15 protein-coding genes are annotated in these 14,722 nt (G+C 46.6%); 7 read left to right on the top strand and 8 right to left on the bottom strand.

Annotated features, from left to right (window positions below; all coding sequences use genetic code 11):
* Nucleotide 1: 1 nt before the first annotated feature.
* The gene (locus OU814_RS31330) at nt 2-1,072 is read right to left on the bottom strand and encodes a hydantoinase/oxoprolinase family protein (RefSeq protein ID WP_326498311.1); all 1,071 of its coding nucleotides are present in this window, start codon (nt 1,070-1,072) and stop codon (nt 2-4) included.
* A 329-nt stretch (nt 1,073-1,401) separates the two neighbouring features.
* The gene (locus tag OU814_RS16165; RefSeq protein ID WP_268184251.1) at nt 1,402-3,090 is read right to left on the bottom strand and encodes a serine protease; all 1,689 of its coding nucleotides are present in this window, start codon (nt 3,088-3,090) and stop codon (nt 1,402-1,404) included.
* Nucleotides 3,091-3,563: 473 nt separating this feature from the next.
* On the opposite strand from OU814_RS16165, the gene OU814_RS16160 reads away from it, so the two are divergent.
* Complete coding sequence (locus OU814_RS16160) at nt 3,564-4,646, top strand: glycosyl transferase (protein ID WP_190649963.1); 1,083 nt, start codon at nt 3,564-3,566, stop codon at nt 4,644-4,646.
* A 175-nt stretch (nt 4,647-4,821) separates the two neighbouring features.
* Here the strand turns inward: OU814_RS16160 and OU814_RS16155 are convergent, their stop codons facing one another.
* Genes OU814_RS16155 through OU814_RS16140 form a run of 4 tightly spaced genes read right to left on the bottom strand, consistent with a single transcriptional unit; the run spans nt 4,822 to nt 7,388 of the window.
* Nucleotides 4,822-5,715 carry a hypothetical protein gene (locus OU814_RS16155; protein WP_268184245.1) on the bottom strand — a complete coding sequence of 298 codons (894 nt, stop codon included), beginning with the start codon at nt 5,713-5,715 and terminating at the stop codon, nt 4,822-4,824.
* The gene (locus OU814_RS16150) at nt 5,712-6,194 is read right to left on the bottom strand and encodes a hypothetical protein (protein ID WP_026148575.1); all 483 of its coding nucleotides are present in this window, start codon (nt 6,192-6,194) and stop codon (nt 5,712-5,714) included. Before OU814_RS16150 ends, OU814_RS16155 begins: the two co-directional genes overlap by 4 nt.
* Nucleotides 6,151-6,546: a hypothetical protein gene (locus OU814_RS16145; protein WP_017287743.1), complete on the bottom strand. Its 396-nt coding sequence runs from the start codon at nt 6,544-6,546 to the stop codon at nt 6,151-6,153. The genes OU814_RS16150 and OU814_RS16145 overlap by 44 nt, the downstream gene beginning before the upstream one ends.
* On the bottom strand, nt 6,543-7,388 hold the full coding sequence (locus OU814_RS16140; RefSeq protein ID WP_268184243.1) for a hypothetical protein: 846 nt from the start codon (nt 7,386-7,388) through the stop codon (nt 6,543-6,545). Before OU814_RS16140 ends, OU814_RS16145 begins: the two co-directional genes overlap by 4 nt.
* A 227-nt stretch (nt 7,389-7,615) precedes the next feature.
* Here OU814_RS16140 and OU814_RS16135 point away from each other — a divergent pair, with 227 nt between their 5' ends.
* Both OU814_RS16135 and OU814_RS16130 read left to right on the top strand, forming a co-directional pair.
* Nucleotides 7,616-8,053, top strand: coding sequence for a dTDP-4-dehydrorhamnose 3,5-epimerase (locus tag OU814_RS16135; RefSeq protein ID WP_268184241.1), 438 nt, complete (start codon nt 7,616-7,618; stop codon nt 8,051-8,053).
* A 66-nt stretch (nt 8,054-8,119) separates the two neighbouring features.
* Nucleotides 8,120-8,767: a response regulator transcription factor gene (locus OU814_RS16130; protein ID WP_017287740.1), complete on the top strand. Its 648-nt coding sequence runs from the start codon at nt 8,120-8,122 to the stop codon at nt 8,765-8,767.
* Nucleotides 8,768-8,918: 151 nt separating this feature from the next.
* Here OU814_RS16130 and OU814_RS16125 read toward each other — a convergent pair whose 3' ends face one another.
* Together OU814_RS16125 and ctpA are read right to left on the bottom strand one after the other, a co-directional pair.
* Complete coding sequence (locus OU814_RS16125) at nt 8,919-10,181, bottom strand: HD domain-containing protein (RefSeq protein WP_017287739.1); 1,263 nt, start codon at nt 10,179-10,181, stop codon at nt 8,919-8,921.
* Nucleotides 10,182-10,205: 24 nt separating this feature from the next.
* Nucleotides 10,206-11,444, bottom strand: coding sequence for a carboxyl-terminal processing protease CtpA (gene ctpA, locus OU814_RS16120; RefSeq protein ID WP_268184238.1), 1,239 nt, complete (start codon nt 11,442-11,444; stop codon nt 10,206-10,208).
* Between the two features lie 254 nt (nt 11,445-11,698).
* Here ctpA and petB point away from each other — a divergent pair, with 254 nt between their 5' ends.
* The 4 genes from petB (at nt 11,699) to OU814_RS16100 (ending at nt 14,671) form a co-directional block, all read left to right on the top strand.
* Nucleotides 11,699-12,346, top strand: coding sequence for a cytochrome b6 (gene petB / locus OU814_RS16115; RefSeq protein ID WP_017287737.1), 648 nt, complete (start codon nt 11,699-11,701; stop codon nt 12,344-12,346).
* Nucleotides 12,347-12,444: 98 nt separating this feature from the next.
* Nucleotides 12,445-12,927, top strand: coding sequence for a cytochrome b6-f complex subunit IV (gene petD, locus OU814_RS16110; RefSeq protein WP_017287736.1), 483 nt, complete (start codon nt 12,445-12,447; stop codon nt 12,925-12,927).
* A 116-nt stretch (nt 12,928-13,043) separates the two neighbouring features.
* A complete protein-coding gene (locus tag OU814_RS16105) occupies nt 13,044-13,643 on the top strand; it encodes a Uma2 family endonuclease (protein ID WP_268184234.1) in 600 nt (199 codons plus the stop codon).
* A gap of 35 nt (nt 13,644-13,678) precedes the next feature.
* Entirely contained in the window at nt 13,679-14,671 is a 993-nt protein-coding gene (locus OU814_RS16100; protein ID WP_268184232.1) for an ABC transporter permease, read from the top strand.
* Nucleotides 14,672-14,722: the final 51 nt, after the last annotated feature.

Here is a 14,722-nt window from a genome sequence, read left to right as displayed (position 1 = left end):
ATCAGCGATATTCTGCTGAGGATTGCGAACTGGATAAGGCTGATTCCGGACCTACTCGATACCGAGATCCATCAAAGCGAAGGATGGATCCACCTCCTGCTGCAACCGTGTGAATTGCCATCATTGGCGATCGCAATCTCACTCCGGCAACTTCAGTTTCAAAGGTGCGTTCATACTGTCCATTAAAATGCGAAACATCTGTAGAAGTCCCGCCCATATCAAAACCAATGATTTTATCAAACCCCGCTAATGCACTGGTTTTTACCGCTCCGACAATTCCACCCGCAGGTCCCGATAAAATACTATCTTTACCTTGAAATTGCTGAGCATTGACTAAGCCCCCATTAGACTGCATAAACATCAAATCAGTGTTGTTAAGCGCGGCTGAAACTTGATCGACATAACGGCGCAAAATTGGAGAAAGATAAGCATCAACGACGGTTGTATCGCCTCGACTGACGAGCTTCATGAGCGGACTCACCTGATGCGAAACAGAGATTTGAGTAAATCCAATCTTTTGAGCTATCTCAGCGAGCTGTTGTTCGTGCTGAGGATAGCGATATCCATGCAGTAGAACGATCGCACAAGCTCGAATCCCGTCTTCATACGCAGCAGTGAGCGATCGAATAAGTTCCTCCGTAATCTGAACCGGACAAAGTTCTGCGCCTTGAGCGCTAAAGCGTTCCTCTACTTCGATCACTCGCTCATACAGCATTTCTGGTCGCACGATCTGTTGAGCAAAGATGTTGGGGCGGTTTTGATAGCCAATTCTCAGCGCATCTCGAAAGCCTTGAGTAATCAGTAATACAGTGCGATCGCCTTGACGCTCTAACAAAGCATTGGTTGCTACAGTCGTTCCCATTTTCACAACTGCGATTTGGTCGCAAGGAATCGGTTGATCATTCGTCAGTCCTAACACATCTCGAATGCCTTGAATTGCAGCATCTTTATAGCATTCAGGATTTTCAGACAGCAATTTGTGAACGACGATCGTGCCATCTGGACGTTGAGCAACAACATCAGTGAATGTGCCACCTCGATCAATCCAAAACTGCCAGCCCTGATTTGCCATAAGAAAAGTTGAGTGAAATACGGGGTAAGGTGCGGTGAGACTTTGCTCAAAAATTCAAATCTGAGTCCTCGGAGGTTAGAGGATTTTAAAGAAGTATCGTTCATCGCAATCACCCGCCCTGGAATGGAATTCCGGGCTAGTTGAACGAAGTCCACTCAAGGGACTAACAGCCAATCAGAATCAGCTCTTTAGTCCTTTTCAAAGGACTTCGCACCGTTAGCCCTGGACTTTCAGTCCGGGGCGAGATCGAACGGAGCGAGGAAAGGTTGATACTTAACAAACGCCTTCTTAAACGCAGTCAAAATCAAATCCCCACGACAAAAACCTCGTTATCGAGATTCTTGTGATTTTACCTTGCTTCTTAGTTGCGCGATCGTCGCTGAAATTCCCTGATATGCTCTGGAATTGATCTGACCATTCTCTCGCAACAAGTTCATCACAGCCTCATAAGCAACGATCGCATTTTGCAGATCTCCTATCCGCTCATACGCCATCGCTTGCACCGTATAAGATTCGCTCAATTTCGGATCAAGCCGACTCGCTGTTTTCGCATCTTGAATCGCATTCTGAGGATTGTTTAAGCCAAGCCAAGCAAATGCTCGATCGGCATACGCGATCGCATAAGTAGGATTGATCTTGATCGCGCGATTACAATCATTCAAAGCTGCCTGATAACGATCCATTCCCATTTGAATAAAGCAGCGCAGATCGTAAGCAACGGCTGAGCTAGGATCGAGTGCAATCGAGCGATCGAGATCTTTCAATGCACTCGGTAATTGTTGCAGTCCGAGATAGCTACGTCCTCGTTCTCGATAAGCAACTGCATCTTTAGGCTGAAGTACAATTCCCGCTGTAAAATCGTCTACTGAGGCTTGATAGTTCCCCAGTCGGCTGTGTGTCATGCCTCGATTGAAGAGCAAACTTGGGGTTTGAGGAGCATGTTGTAGGGCTTCGGTGTAATCTGCGATCGCGCCTGTGAGATCATTCCATTGAATGCGCATTTGTGCCCGTGCAGACAACGCATCACTGCGATCTGGATTGAGCTTCAGTACTGTTTCAAAATCGCGCATTGCACCTTGTCGATCGCCCATTCTGGCTCGAATTGTAGCTCTCGTTCGATACGGCATCATCAACTTGGGATTTAGCTCAATTGCTTTTGTCAAATCAGCGAGTGCAGATTGGGGTTGATCAATTTGACTGACTCCTCGCAAAAAGTAATCTTCAGCCGTTTGAGGTGTGCTCAACTGTGGTCGAGTTCCGGTGAGAGCAGAGCGATCGACAGTCAGTGTCATCTGATTTAACTTCGACGATTTTTGCAATAAATCCGAGACAAAATTCGAGGGAATGCCTGCTAAAACGCCCATATCGCCGGATTGCCCAAAAATGGCAATCACTCGCCCGCTTGCATCAAAGATCGGGCTACCGCTCATTCCAGGAGCCGCGATCGTTGTAAACATCAATGAGTAACCTTCACTATGAGGATCATTCACCTGAGAGGTGAAAAAGCCTTTGTGAAATGCAATAGGCTCTGTCCCAGGAGATTGCTGCGGACTGCCTGGATAACCATTAATCCAGATCAGATCCCGCTTAGCTAATTGGGTTGAATCCCCGAATGTTGCAACTGGATAACTTTGTGGAGATTGAAATAAAACCACTGCAACGTCAGGAATGCCTTTTAACTGCTCAAATGTATGAGTATTTGCGACTGGATAGCGCTGACCATTGGCAGTCCGAATCTGAAGTCTTAAATTGCGATCGCATTGTCCCGCAAAATCCAAATTGCAAATCACATGTCGGTTGGTTAACACAGCATAAGTATTTCCCTGTTTTGCAATGATCACACCTGATCCAGTCTGACTGCCTCCTGAACTAAAGCCTAAAATCTGAACGGTCAGCGGTTGAGCCGTTTGGCGAATTTCAGACGGGGAAAGAACTGCTTTTGCAAATGTAATTGAAGCTTGACTAAATGCGAGTGTGATGCCGGAAAACAAGCCGACTATCCGACCAATTCGAGCCATCTGGGAACCCTCTTTGAGCAAAATTTTGTATGTGAAAATTTGAACTGGGTAGGAGATAAGCGAATGATTGGCGCAAGTTATGAAGGTTCGAGATGATGTCTTTTCATCTCTCAAAAGGTGCTTTGAAAGTATCAACAGTTTCCTCGCTCCGTTCAATCTCGCCCCGGAATGAATTCGGGGCTAACGGTGCGAAGTCCTTTGAAAAGGACTGAAGATCTCATTCTGATTGGCTGTTAGTCCCTGAAGGGACTTTGTTCAACTAGCCCCGAATTCATTCCGGGGCGGGTAAATGCGATGAACGATACTTTGTCAAACATCCTCTTATACTTGCGCCATCACACTCAATCAATTCGGTACTAAGACAAGCCCTGAGACAAAATCTTGAAAAGCTCAATGAGTAAAATTCTACAACTTGTTGCGTTTTGATAGGTATCGCTTAAGCTTGTTTACGGATTGCTTTCTCTAAACTCCCTATGCCCCAACCCATTCTCTATCTTGCAATTACGAATCATGGCTTTGGTCATGCAACTCGCGCGGCAGCGATCGCGGCTGAAATTCAACGCCTTGATCCCGAAATTGTTTTAATCCTGGCGACAACGGCTCCACGCTCGGTCTTAGAAGCTTACATTCCCGGCGATTTTATCCATCGCCCCAGAGCATTAGACGTGGGAATTATTCAGCAAGACAGTTTAATCATGGATAAGCCTGCAACGCTAGAGAAATTAAGAGAAATTCGATCGCGTCAACAAGCAACGATCGCATCAGAAGCGAATTTTATTTTGCAAAACAAAGCCGGATTAGTGCTTGGAGATATTCCACCTTTAGCTGCTCCTATTGCTAAAGCAGCAGGTGTACCCGGTTGGATGATGAGTAACTTTGGGTGGGACTTTATCTATCGAGATTGGGGCGGTGAGTTTCTGGAAATGGCAGATTGGATCAGCGATTGTTTTTCACAGTGCGATCGCTTATTCAGAATGCCATTTCACGAATCGATGCAAGCGTTTCCAACTGTCACAGATGTCGGTTTAACTGGCGTTGCTCCAAGATTCGAGGCAGCAGAAGTTTTAGCAAAGTTCAACCTCACGGATACTCCAAAAGAAAAAATCATCCTAGTAACGTTTGGTGGACTAGGACTTGATCGAGTTCCGTACGAGAATCTCACACATCTGTCTGACTATCAGTTTCTCTGTTTTGATAACAATGCTCCAGACTTGCCCAATTTGATTAAAGTAGACGATCGATTTTACCGTCCGATCGATTTAATGCCCATCTGTGGTCGTCTCCTGTCAAAACCTGGATATAGTACTTTCTCTGAAGCCTGCCGTTATGAAATTCCGGTGATGACTGTGACTCGTGAAGGCTTTGCAGAATCTCCGATTTTACTAGAAGGCATTCAAGACTATGCCGAACATCAAATTTGGTCACTCGATGAATTTTTTAACGGAGATTGGAGCAACATTCGTCAACCAATGAATCCGCCACGCAAATCTGAAAAATTGCCGAAAGATGGGAATCTTACGATCGCTCAAGCGGTTGTTGATTATTTGCGATCGTAGAATCGTTAAACTTCCGGTCGAGATGCGATGTATTTTGTCTCGACCCAGTAGTTCACTACAATCAATCTGATAGGGGGATAGGTAGAAGATCTAAAATCATGGTTGTTGCTCCCCACTCCCCACTCCCCACTCCCTACTCCCTACTCCACAAAATGTTCGACGACTAGACAAACTCTCACTTCGGAACCGCACTAACCCGCTCATCATCCGATGTCCGCGATCGCGCAACCTGGCTCTGCTGATGATAGCTCATTGCTTCTGCGATCGCTCCTTGCCGCCGCGCCTGATCTCGACTAATCCCTTCTAGCGTATTGCCCAATCCAGGAGCCTCCCATCGATTGGTGCGAGGATTGAGGTAAGAGTAAGTTCGAGCCTGCAACACTGCCTCAGAACCGCGAAAACCTCGCTCATAAGCTTGCCGTAATCGATCGACATAACCTCCTTCATCCAAAGCTGCAAGTGGTGCTTGGTTTGCTAAATCAATGCCATTGAGTTGTTCTTCTAACCCTAATCGCAATCCAGCCGCGATCGCAGATTCTTGAATCACCTGATACTGCCGCCATAAGCGATCAAGCTGTCGGCGATCGGCATCATCTGGAGAGCTAGCACCATGCTGATAAGAAAAGCTTCCCATATTCCAAGCCCCATTACCTGGATCAACATGTCCATAGTACGCCCAAGTCTTTCCTCCTTCTGGTGTGCGAGTTCCTTCAGCACTTCCGACTGCTCTTGCAACGAGCGAATCCGATCCTCCTGCAAAGAGTTCATCCGGTGCAACGGCAACTAAGCGAGTGTCATCGGTTGAAGTATCAATGTTTTGGGGTTTCGGTTGGGGTTTTGGTGGACTCGATGGTTTGAGAGGAGTGAGAATTGCAGGCGAACTTGCTTGAGTCTTAGACGAGGGACTCTCTTGAATCTCAGAGGGGGGACTTTCTTGAATCTTTGGAGCTTTTTTTACTTCAGATTTTGGTAGGTTCGGGGTGAATTCCAGCACTTGAGCTTGCGTCGATCGTACTCCGCTCAAGGTGAGAACAATCACGCTCATCATCAGAGAAACAATTTTCTTCATCGTGGCTTCAGAGTTCGTTCCAATAGGCTTTTATCAGGCTCGACGAGTGCCCAAGTTCCGTCGGATTGCTTGAGTAACGTTGCAAATTGCAAGATGTCTCCAGTCGCGATCGCGTCTCCAGCTTTCAATGCTCCGAGCTTCGGAGACTTTAATCCACAGAGCCGAAACAAATAGGCTGGAGTATCTGTCCCTGCAAAGTACACACAGCCTCGCTGACCTAAATAAACATTGCCTGTCGATGGAGCGTAGACAGACTTACCGTTCAATGCGATCGAAATATCTCCTAATCCTCCTATCACAGTTGATCCAGCAATTTGATCTCCGAGCTTCAGTTGCCAACTTTGGTACAACTTCGGTTCTGAAATGCTATGGTTTGGCTGTTGAGAAGAAGTACAACCCGAAATCAGCAGCAGCAACAAAAAAATAGTTCCGAGCTTAACGAATCCAGAACTTATACCCCAGATATTGATCACCTTCATAGGAAACCACAATAAACGTTTGAGAAGTTGATTTTTCTAGGGCATCGGATGCGACCCGATACGCTTCCCGCTCAGTCTGCATCCCGCTGCGAATGGCAATTTTCGGCAGAACACAGTACGGCTCTTTAAGCACCTTGCGAACTGAATCTTTTGTATCTCCTGTTTTGAATTGGATCAGATTCGCGATTTTGTCTTTCGCAAGTGCAGAGTCCGATCGCACGGTTCCCTGACACTCTAAAGTCGCCTCTTTACTTCCAAAAGACGGTAAGCCCATCGCTTGAATGAAGATCCCAATGGCGAGAACACCTGCGATGCTTGCTAAAAATTGATTCGAGTTGAGTTTATCAATCATAGCCGTCCTCCAACGAACAGTCCTAAGGCTAAAAGCAACAGTCGATAGACCCCGATTCGATTGACGTTCGGAATAAACAATGCAGCATAAGCAGCGAGCAAGGCTGGCACAAACACAAGAATCATCACGGGAAGTTCCAACATTGGAAATGCCATGACGACGTATTTCAAGCCAACTCTCAGTCCGGCAGCCGCCATCACCCACAAGGCAGCATCGATCGCGATGCCAGAATTTTGTACCGGAAGCCGTAAGACACTCTGCATCAGCAGATCAAACGGCTTGCGGCGACGGACTCGCACCGAAGTCGGAAAACCAGAAGTCGGGCGAAAGGGTGGGATCGCAGACTGCGGCGCTGTCTCTGGTACACGTGCCCGTGTTCGCGGGACCGGAACAGATTGTGCAGGTTGGTGAGGCGCAACATCGCTCATCTGTGCCTTGGGTGGTTCTAAAGGCAGTTGGACGCTTGCGGGTCTTGCCGTTTGAATTTGCATCTGTTCGACGGTAGCTTTGAGTTCGTCGATCGCCATCCAAGTCGCATTTAATTGCTCATTGAATTGTTGCAAGCTTGCTTCGATCGAAGGAGACGGCTCCCAAGTTAATTTCACGCGGGTAGAAGCGGATTGATTGGTAGACTTACTTGCCGCTTGACGGGTTTGAGTTGTTTTTTTAGTTTTCGTTGTGCGCGAAGTTTTTTTCGCAATATCTTCAGTGTTAGACTCAGCAGGCGCTTCAGACGGGGATTCTTTGCCAGCCGCGATCGCTGATTTCTTAGATTGTCGTCTTGCAGTCGGTTGGGTCTGAACGATCCGAGTAGACTGACTTTCTGTTTTAAGTTCTGTCATCGCGGCTCCTAAGGCATATGAATCTTTAGTACGCAAGTACTATAAATAGTATTAATGTACGATTCATCAGAAGTCAAGAGGCAAGTTCAAAAAACGTAAAAATGGGATGCTTTACCATAAAGTGTCACACTTTAGAAGTACTTATTATCTTTTGTAATAATAAGCACAGCCGCTTCCCAGAGCAGCGATTAAATTAGAAAAAATGCGATCGTCACTAGGAGATTCGTATGGGTATCACAACGCAAATTGAGATCATTCAATTGCAATCGATTAAAGGCGGAATGGCAGAATTCTACACGCCGCAATCGAGTCATGAAACCATGTTGGTGAATGTCCCCGCCAATACGATCGATGACCTTTTCGTTCACCGGACTCAAACCGACCAATTGCTGGTGGTACGGGGAAGTTTTATCTTGGTTGTGTTACAGAATCGTAAGTATCAATACATCCCATTAAGCGAGTCTTACCCACAAGTGGTCAAGATTCCGCCAGGAGTGCCACATGGAGCCATTAACTTGAGTGATTCGCCCTGTGTTTTAGTGAATGCTGTGCTGCGTCACCGACCCGCGATCGAGCAAGATTATCGTCCAATGCGCCGACCAATCCCCTACGATATAGATATTGCTCACCAACTCCAAGAATTTTTGCGTCCTAGTGCCGCATAATAAATCGCTTTAATATCCGATATGCCGCAATTTCCGGCATCTGGAGTTCTTGCTAACCTGTGTTTCATGCCCCTGACGATCCTCGTTGCTGAGGATGATGTCGGAACCCGACTCTCGATCAGCGACTACCTTGAATGTTCTGGTTATTCCGTGGTCTCGGCTGAGAATGGGGCTGATGCGATCGCACTGCTTGACACGCATCAACCCCATCTCATCGTGACCGATGTTTCGATGCCTTTAATTGATGGTTACGAGTTAGTTCGCCACGTCCGTCGCCGTCCCGCTTTGCGGCTTTTGCCGATCGTGTTCCTCACAGGACGGACTGAGACAACGGAGCGAGTGAAAGGGTATCAGCTTGGCTGTGATGTTTATCTTGCCAAACCGTTTGAATTGTCTGAATTAGGTGCGGTCGTGCGAAATTTACTCGATCGCACTCAGATGATCGAAACAGAATGGCGATCGCGGCAAGGCTTTGAAGCATCCGGTGAGATTGGAGAAAAACCGATCGCAGATATCGATATTGCTTTAACCGATCGTGAGAAACAGGTTTTAGCGCTCTTGAGTGATGGGCTATCGAATATTCAAATCGGCAATCATTTACATCTGAGTGCGCGAACCGTAGAGAAGCATGTCAGTAGTTTGCTGAGAAAAACTGAAACGAGTAATCGAGCCGAATTAGTTCGATTTGCGATGGAACATCATTTGGTCGTTTAGAGGATGTTTGAACAGTAATCGTTGAGACGCATTCACCCGCCCCAGAATAGAATTCCAGGGCGGGATGGAAACGTGAGCGAAGAGTCTTTTGCATCCTCTTAGAACATCTCTCAACAGTCGATCTCTCTATCCAAAGCGTTATCCTCAAATTTCACAGCAATTCGCCTGCTTTATCCACAAAGCTTTTAATCTTGTCATCAATCTCGCGCAAATAGATTAGCCACACTTTCTGAATTGGCTGTGTCAACGTTTGTACCAAAGCAGAAAGCTCTCCAATTTCTCGCAGTCCGGTTGTTGTTTGAATATGAATGCCACGATCGTACAACGTATACCCTCGACTCACCGCGATTCTCAGCCCGCAGTAAGTCGATGAATCAAATCCCGCTTGCGTTGTCCAATATCGAGCCTTTTCTAGCAGTAAATCTCGATCGCTTTCTTCTAACTGGGAAATATCCAAAGATTTCAGCAAATCTCGATCGAGAAATCGCCGCGATAAATCCGCCAAAACAGGATCACTATGCGATCGCCACTGCTGAAAATGATAGAGAAAAGCTCCATCATCTCCGGCTAAATACTGGTCTAATTCGATTTGATTACCGTCTTGATTCAGCCAAGCTCGAACATTTTGATCGGCTTCTAGATTGCCAAGCTTCAACTGATATCGAGCTTGCTGAAATGTTTTGAGTAAAACCCAAGTCGCAGCAATATTTTTACGATGGTTATAAACCTGAGAATACATAAAATAGCGCACGATCAAATAATGCTCGATCGCAGCCATTCCTTTTTTTGCCACCACTAACTGCTGAGTGACCGGATCGTAGCGCATCGCCATCAAAATGCGATCGAGATCAATATGTCCATAAGATGCGCCCGTAAAGTAACTATCTCGCATCAAATAATCTAAGCGATCGCAATCTAACTGACTTGAAACCAACTGCCAAACCAATGGCAATGGATATTTCTTCAAGAAAACGGCTTCAAGTTGATCAATCAAATCTGGCGAGAACCGATCGAGCAATTGCCGAATTGGCTCTGACTCCCGCAAAATCCGCCGCGTCCAAAGCTCATGATCACTGCCAAAAATCTCTTCTGCCGTATGGCTAAACGCCGCATGTCCAATATCATGCAGCAATGCCGCACAGAGTACGATCGTTCGATGCGGAAGCAATTGCGGATAATCTCGTGCAATCCGATCAAATGCCCGTCTCGCGACTGCTAACACGCCCAAAGAATGCGTAAATCGCGATCCTTCCGCGCCATGAAACGTCAAACTCGCAGGACCCAACTGCCGAATCCGCCGCAAGCGTTGGAATGCAGGCGTATCGATCAATTGAATCAACAATGCCTCAGTCGGATCGCTTTGATCGAGCGCGATCGCGCCATGTAACGGATCGTGATAAACGCGCTCAACCATGACTATTGAAAACTAATTCACTCACTACTTCGCCCCAGCTACGAGCGAATCCGAAAACGCCGCGATCGCAGCTTGATATTGGCGATCCGCTTCTGTTCCAATCTGCTCCAGCGTAAACGTTTGGTCGATCGGCACAACTCGATCGGGCTGAATCCCCAACCGATTAATATCCGTGTGATTTGGCGTTTCGTACTTGGCAACGGTGACAGCTAAGCCCGATCCATCTGACAAATCAAACAACGATTGAATCAACCCTTTGCCGAATGTTTTCTCTCCGATAATCGTTGCTCGTGCGTTATCTTGCAGTGCTCCTGCTAAAATCTCGCTGGCACTTGCCGTACCTTGATTGACCAAAACAACAAGCGGATCATGCGTCAAGGCTTTCCCAGTCGCTTCAAAACTTCCTAATGTCCCTTGGCGATTGACCGTGTAAACGATCGCGCCTTCATCCAGCCATAATCGCGCAATCTCAATTCCAGCATTCAACAATCCGCCCGGATTATTCCGCAAATCGAGAATATAGTGATCGGCTCCATTTTTCTCTAATGACGCGATCGCATGTCCCAGTTCCATCGCTGCGTTCGCATTAAACTGGCTCAACCGCAAATATCCAACCTTCAATCCATTCGGCTGCGATCGCAATTCAGCCACAACCGGATTCAACTCCACACGAGCGCGCACCAAATCAAATTCGCGTTCTTCGGTTTCTCTCTTGACTGTCAGCATCACATGACTTCCGATCGTCCCGCGCATTTTCTCTGCCGCTTCATCGAGACTCAATCCTTCGGTAGTCACGCCATCAATTTCAAGAATGCTATCTCCCGCCAAAATCCCCGCTTTTGCCGCAGGCGATCCGACGATCGGCGAAATCACCTTCAAGCGCTTCGTCTCCATATCCAGCGCGATCTGCAAGCCCACGCCTGTCAATTCACCTGACGTACTCGTTTGCAAACTGCGATATTGATCGGGCTTGAGTAATCGAGTAAACGGATCGTCAAGCACTGCCAACATTTGGCTAATCACTCCATACGTCGCCTCTCGATTCGGCAAAGATTGCTTGAGATATTTTTCTCTCAGTGCCCACCAATTTTTATGATTAAAAGTCGGATCGACATATCCGCGATCGATAATCCGCCAAACCTCGTTGATTAACTTTTGTTCTTCCGTCAGTGCCAGTGCTGGAGCCGCAAGAAACAGGAGCGCCGCCGCGATCGACAACCCAACAATCGTAAGAGAGCGAACCCAAATGAATCGTTTTTCCATAGCGATCGTGATAGTAGCGCCAAATATTGCGTCAATCGGTGTCCCAATTCAAGCATGATTCACTCTGCCAGAAATCGAACGTTCCGATAAAAAATTCTCAGAATGAAATTATTCTTCATGAAGACTTATAAAAGCCTAACATCCCAAAAAGCCGTAAAACCCCTGACGAATTGACTCTTTCCGCGATGAAATGAAGCGTTCTCATATGTTACATTTTTTATGAACAGCAATCATTTTTTAGGAACGCTTGCTTTATGGCAAATGTGTATGACTGGTTCGATGAGCGCCTAGAAGTCGGTGCGCTCGCCGAAGACGTAACCAGCAAGTACGTGCCTCCCCACGTCAACATCTTCTATTGCTTGGGCGGCATTACTCTGGTGTGCTTTTTAATCCAGTTCGCAACTGGATTTGCAATGACCTTTTACTACAAGCCCACCGTTGCCGAAGCATTCACTTCTGTTCAGTACATCATGAACGAAGTCAATTTCGGTTGGCTGATTCGCTCCATCCACCGTTGGTCTGCCAGCATGATGGTGCTGATGATGATTCTTCACGTGTTCCGCGTTTATTTGACTGGTGGCTTCAAAAAGCCCCGCGAATTGACCTGGGTAACGGGCGTTATCTTGGCTGTGATCACCGTTTCTTTCGGTGTGACGGGCTATTCCTTGCCTTGGGATCAAGTCGGCTACTGGGCGGTGAAAATCGTATCCGGTGTGCCTGAAGCGATTCCAGTTGTGGGAACCCTGATTGCAGACTTGCTGCGCGGTGGTGCAAGTGTTGGTCAATCGACCCTGACTCGCTACTACAGTGCTCATACCTTTGTCTTACCTTGGTTGATCGCCGTCTTTATGCTGGCGCACTTCCTGATGATTCGGAAGCAAGGAATTTCCGGTCCGTTGTAATGAATTTTAGATTTTGGATTTTGGATTCAACCGTAAGATGAAATCAAAGTCTAAATTCTGTCTCTGCTGATCTCTAGAACTAGGAGAGCCTCTGTTAAATGGCAACGATTAAGAAGCCGGATCTTAGCGATCCTCAATTGCGCGCTAAGTTGGCAAAAGGCATGGGTCACAACTATTATGGTGAACCTGCTTGGCCCAACGATTTGCTTTACATTTTCCCGGTCGTAATTTTAGGTACGATCGCGCTTTGTGTCGGTTTGGCAGTGCTTGACCCTTCAATGAATGGTGAACCTGCAAATCCCTTTGCAACTCCGCTGGAAATTCTGCCTGAGTGGTATCTGTATCCTGTTTTCAACATTCTGCGCCTCGTGCCGAACAAGCTCTTGGGTGTGGTCTTGATGGGATCTGTGCCTTTAGGTTTGATTGCCGTTCCGTTCATCGAAAACGTCAACAAATTCCAAAACCCCTTCCGTCGTCCTGTGGCGATGGCAGTGTTCTTGTTTGGAACCTTTGTGACCATGTGGCTTGGAATTGGTGCAATTATGCCCGTCAGCCAAGGTTTGACGCTCGGTTTGTTCTAAATTGAATTTTGAACCAAAATTTAATGCCTGCTAGATCGCTTGGAGAAGTTCAAGCGATCTAGCAGGCATTCTCTTTGTGATTGATAGAATCAATTCATGGATTTGGAGCATTTCTGATGACTCAAGCGACCACTTCGTACAGCGGAGCTACCGCAAAAGAACAGCGTCTTTACACACCAGAAGAGTATCTTGATCTAGAAACAAACGCTGAATTTAGAAGCGAATACGATAACGGAGTGATTACCCCAACGACAGGTGGAACTGCAAATCACAATCGCATCTGTCGGAATCTCTGTACTGCTTTAACAATCGGGTTAAGAGGACAGAGGTTTGAAGTATTTATTTCAGATTTGAAAGTTTGGGTTCCAACTTCCCAAAAGTTTCGATATCCAGACATTATGGTGACTGCTGGAGAACCAGAATACTATCAGAATCGCAAAACAACGGTTACAAATCCACAGATTATTATTGAAGTCTTATCGGAATCTACAGAAGAATTTGATCGAGAAGATAAGTTCAGACTTTATCAATCGATTCCGTCTTTTCAGGAATATCTCTTGATTGATCAAAGCCAGATCGCGATCGATCATTTCTACAAAACTCAACCAAAACACTGGCAAATTGATCAGTTTGACGATCAAGACACTGAAATTAAACTGAAATCAATCGATGTCACCTTGTCGATCGCTGAAATTTACGACAAAGTGACACTTTGAAAGGATGATACAGTGAGCAAAAAGGTTTGAAATCCATGGATGCAGCTCAACTGATTCCGATTTTTGCAACTGCGATCGCGACTTCTACTCCGCTTGTCTTTGCTTGCTTGGGAGAAACGATCGGAGAACGAGCGGGAGTGATCAATCTCTCGGCTGAAGGCACGATTTTAATGGGTGCAATGACCGGATTTGCGATCGCGAAAACGCTCGAATCCACCGGAACTATTCCCAGCTTGCTCGCAGGCTTTACAGGTGCGGCATTGGTTGGAGCCGCGATCGCGTTCATTGTTGCATTCGGAGCATTAACGCTGAAACAGTCTCAAGTTGCAATCGGGTTTGTGTTGGCACTGTTAGGAGCGAGCTTATCGTCATTTTTGGGGAATCCGTTTGTGCGAATTCCAGGGCCGACTGTTCCCAGTTTTAGAATTCCATTGCTGCAAGATATTCCCTTGATTGGGCAGCTTTTCTTTCAGAGTGATTGGCTCGTTTATGTGAGCTATTTCGCGATCGCGTTTGCCTGGATCTACTTCTATCGGACTCGTGCCGGATTGATGCTGAGAGCGATCGGAGAACAGCCGAATGCTGCCTTTGCTAGAGGTACAAATGTTGTTTTGATGCGCTACATCTATACTTTGGTGGGCGGTGCATTCATGGGCATTGCAGGAGCAGCATTCTCGCTGAATTTCAAAGCGGGTTGGAGCCAGTTACATACTGCTGGATATGGTTGGGTTGCTTTGGCGATCGTCATTTTTGGTGGTTGGAATCCTTTAAGAGTGGCGATTAGCTGCTACCTGTTTGGCATTTTGCAATCTCTAGCTGGGGTCGCTCAAAGTACAATTCCTGATGTTCCGACGCAAGTGTTCACTGTTGCGCCATTTTTGCTGATGATTGTACTGTTGGTTTTGACTTCGAGCGAATGGGTGGAAAGAGTGTTGAAAGCTCTACCTTCGCCTCTCGATCACACAGCTTCGGAATTGATTCGGAGTACTCCACCTGCTGCATTGGGGAAGGTATTTGAGCAGGATTAAGCGATAGTTTAGCTCTGCTCACAACAGCCGTTGAGCAGAGCTAAACTGAGC

Source organism: Leptolyngbya sp. GGD (genome assembly GCF_026735145.1).
Classification (GTDB): Bacteria; Cyanobacteriota; Cyanobacteriia; order Leptolyngbyales; family Leptolyngbyaceae; genus Leptolyngbya; species Leptolyngbya boryana.
This window is presented reverse-complemented; position numbering and strand designations above follow the sequence as displayed.